Raw genomic sequence first — 3,801 nt, forward strand, 5'->3', positions numbered from 1 at the left:
GACCTCACGGCTGGCCACGTTCTCACCGCCGGACTTGATCATGTCCTTGATCCGGTCGACGATCGTCAATCGGCCGTCAGGTGACATCACGGCCAGGTCTCCCGAATGGAACCAACCCGACCGGAAGGCGGCCGCCGTGCTGTCGGGGTCGCCCCAGTAGCCCAACGCAATGTGTGGTCCGCGATGGACGACCTCGCCCACAGTGCCCGGGGGAACGGGCAGACCGTCCGAGTCGACCACCCTGGTCTCGATGTTGAGCACGGACCGACCGGCCGACCCGGCATGCTCGGCCTGATCCTCTGGCGGCAGCAGCGTGGCCAGCGGTCCGAGCTCGGTTTGCCCATAGAAGTTCCACAGCTCAATGCCGGGCAGCCGCTCCTGGATTTCGCGCAGGATCTCGGTAGGCATCGGGGACGCTCCGTAGTATCCCTTGCGCAGTGATGACAGGTCGGTCTCGTCGAACAGCGGCGAGCGCAGGATCGAGATCCATACCGTCGGCGGCGCGAAGAACTTGGTGACGCGATGCTTGCTGATGGCCTGCAGGATCGCGGTCGGATCCGGACTTCGGAGGATGATCCCGGTGGCACCGACATAGACGTCCGGCCCGAGGAAGGCATCCAGCGCCGCGCAGTGATACAGCGGGAGCGCATGCAAGTCGACGTCGTCGTGCGTCATTTTCCCGTCGACAAGACAACTGGTGTACTCGGCGATCAGCGACCGGCTCGACAGCACAACACCCTTCGGACGTGACTCCGTGCCACTCGTGTACATCAGCCGGATCGGGTCGTCGTCGTCGATCGGGGGGTCCAGCGACTCGTACGCCGGTCCGCCCTGCGCCCAGTCGGCGACGTCGATCCAGCCGGACGGCGTGACATGACCCGCCAGGCGGATCACTCCACGGACCGCGATCCGGGAGTCCACCGCGCCCGATACTGCCGACAGCAAGCCGTCCTCGACCAAGAAGCCCGTCGCACCGCTGCTGTCGAGGACGTACGAGACCTCTGCCTCGGTCAGCATGAAGTTGACCGGCACCAGAATGACGCCGAGCCGTGCCGTCGCGAACACCAACACCGCGAAGTGCCAACAATTGCGGCTCATCAGGGCCAGGCGGTCGCCCTTCGTGAGACCGGCTGCGGCCAACGCCTGCGCGAACCGGTCCACCACCGCGTCGAACTCCGCAAATGTGAACTCCGTTTCTCCGTCGACGATGGCAAGTTTGGCGGGATATCGCACCGCCGTGCGATGCAAGACATCGCCGAGGGTTTGACGCCTCGCGCGATCGATCTGTGAGGCGGTCACCGCATGCCCGTTTTGGTGGCCCGGGCGAACTCCTTGCCCCACTCGCGCAGGCGATCGAGTGCGCGCCGGGCGGCGGTCAGGTCGCCGAATGCGTGCATGTCGTGCGGTGCGTCGTCGAACAACTCCAGATTCACCTCAACCCCCTGCTCCCTGGCTCGCGTCGTGAGTCGCTCCGCGTCGGCACGCAGCGACTCGCCGGCAGCGGCATGGATCACCATGGGCGGCAATCCGCTCAGATCGGCCTTCAGGGGCGCGACCCTCGGATCGTCCACCGCGATCGTCCCCTGCACATAGGACGCCGCACGGACGATACGGGCCTCGTTGTCGCCACTCGCATCAAGGCGAAGGAGTCCATGGGCGTCGAACTGTCCGGTCGGCTGGAGGTCCACCCATGGGGAGACCAGGTACAGGAATCCGGGCGACGCCAGCCCCTCGTGCCGGGCGGCCTGCGCGACGCCCAGCGCGAGATGCGCACCCGCCTCGACACCGCACAGAACAAGCCGCGCTCCCGGCCGTGCCCTGACGAGGGCGCGGTAGGCCCGATACGCATCGTCGGCGGCGGCCGGGTAGCCGTGCTCGGGCGCCAGTCGGTAGTCGACGATCACGGCACTTGCATCGAGAGCCGCGGCGACCCGGGCCGCGCTCGCAGCGGACGACCGGGCCGATCCGCAGACGAACCCGCCACCGTGCAGGAAGAGAACGACGGTCTCCGAGGTGGTGCCGGTCGGCGAGGCGACCTCCAACGCATGTGTGCCGTCCAGGTTCAGGCCCACTGCGGGCGGAGGTGTCTCCACCGACAGGAGATGGCGCTCGCGCCCGGCCCGCTCACCGAGCCAGCCCGCTGCCTGCTCCTCGACGCTGAGCACGCACCCGTCGTCGACTCCTGGCGGGCGCGGACCCGGCTCTTCCGTGAACGGGCGAGTCGCGGCGGCGGCCGCGTCGTGGCTCCACAGCCAGTTCCAGGGGACCTGCCCCAGCGGATCGAGATCCTGCATCCCGCGGAACCGGTTGTCCCGGGCCCGCACGAGTTCCGCGTCGCCCAGGGTGATCATGTGGGCGTTGGCCCGGGAGAGCGCGATCACTCGTGCCGTCCGTCCGCGTCGCCGGATGGTGTAGTCGACCAGGGCCGATTCGATGTCCTCGGGCCCGTGGGCGGTGACGCGGGCGGCCAGGACAACAGCATCCTCCAGGGCCTGCGCGGCGCCCTGACCAGCCGTCGGCAGCGCTGGATGCGCCGCGTCCCCGAGCAGCACTGCCCGGCCTTCGTGCCACCGCTCGAGTGGGTCCCGGAAGTACAGACCGGTCACGAAGGCTTCGTCGATCGAGTCGATGATCGTCTGCAGCGGCGCGCACACGCCCGCGAACGACCGTCGTAGGTCGGCGACGTCGGCCGAGCGAGTCCACGACTCCCTCGTGACTTCCGAGATGGGCACGAAGCCGACGAAGTTGTAGAGCTCGCCGTGCCGGAGCGGATAAGCCACGACCGAGCGTCCCGGCCCCGCCCAGGTCGATATCTCACCGGGATCGAGCCGCAGGTGGGCGATCCGCTCGAACGGAAAGACCGCCCGCCAGGCCACCAGGTTCGCGAAGCGCGCCTCGTCACCTCCCGCGACGAACCGGCGGACGGTCGAGCGGAGTCCGTCGGCGCCCACCAGGAAATCCCCACGGATCTCCTCGCCGTGGTCGAGGACCGCCGTCACGCCGTCAGCTTCCTGCCTTATGTCGGCGACTTGTGCGCCGGTGCGCACTGTACCCGGAGCGAGCCCGTCGACGAGGGCTGCGAGCAGGTCGGCCCGATGGACCTGGTAGGAAGGCGCCCCGAAAATCCGGGCGGCGTCGGGGCCAAGCCTGGTCTGGAAGAGCACCCGGTCATCGTCGATGGAGCGGTACACGTGGACGGTCATCTCCCCCGACCGGCTCTCGACCTGCGGGGCGCAGCCGAGGTGACGCAGGGCGGCCATGCCGTTCGCGGTGACCCACAACCCGGCACCGACCTCAGAGATCTCCGCAGCCCGCTCCAAGACCGTCGCCTCGACGCCCTGCCGCTGCAAGGCCAGGGCCGCCGCAGCACCGCCGATGCCACCGCCCACAATGAGTGCTTTCACAATCAGTGCCCTTTCTGCCGGCACCATGAGGGACACCGGAGTCAACCGGTCCCTGTCGTCTCAGCGCCCAGCGGTCGGTGTGCTGCTGGGCGTAGTGCTGGTGGAAGACCCTTGCCGTAATCGCCACCATGGGGCGTGCGGACGATCGTGTGGACATGCAACGCCGGGACAGCCCGGACAGTGGCGAGCCGCCTGCGCGACCTGGAGCGTCACTGCGCCCTCGTCGCACGACTCGAACAGTCCTGGCAGCGGATTCCCGTCGGTGGTGTTTCGACGAATGGCTGCTTCACGGTTGCCTCGACCGGCGGCAGTTCGGCGTCGCCCCCGAGGCAGTTCGGTCATGGCCGCGACGCCCGGTTCGTCGTCGTCACCTGCCGCTCCCCGTCGCAGCGGCAGG

At 68.5% G+C, this 3,801-nt stretch carries 3 protein-coding genes; 1 reads left to right on the forward strand and 2 read right to left on the reverse strand.

Annotation, left to right across the window (positions count from 1 at the left end):
* On the reverse strand, positions 1-1,299 hold a 1,299-nt coding region (locus ABZ646_RS42410; protein WP_360531896.1), incomplete at its 3' end, for an AMP-binding protein.
* Positions 1,296-3,404, reverse strand: coding sequence for an alpha/beta hydrolase fold domain-containing protein (locus tag ABZ646_RS42415; protein ID WP_360531899.1), 2,109 nt, complete (start codon positions 3,402-3,404; stop codon positions 1,296-1,298). The genes ABZ646_RS42410 and ABZ646_RS42415, both read right to left, overlap by 4 nt.
* 180 nt (positions 3,405-3,584) lie before the next feature.
* Here ABZ646_RS42415 and ABZ646_RS42420 point away from each other — a divergent pair.
* A partial coding sequence (locus ABZ646_RS42420; protein ID WP_360531902.1) for a hypothetical protein occupies positions 3,585-3,801 on the forward strand: 217 nt, incomplete at its 3' end.

Origin of the sequence: Streptomyces sp. NPDC007162 (assembly GCF_040634175.1) — a bacterium.
GTDB lineage: Bacteria > Actinomycetota > Actinomycetes > Streptomycetales > Streptomycetaceae > Streptomyces.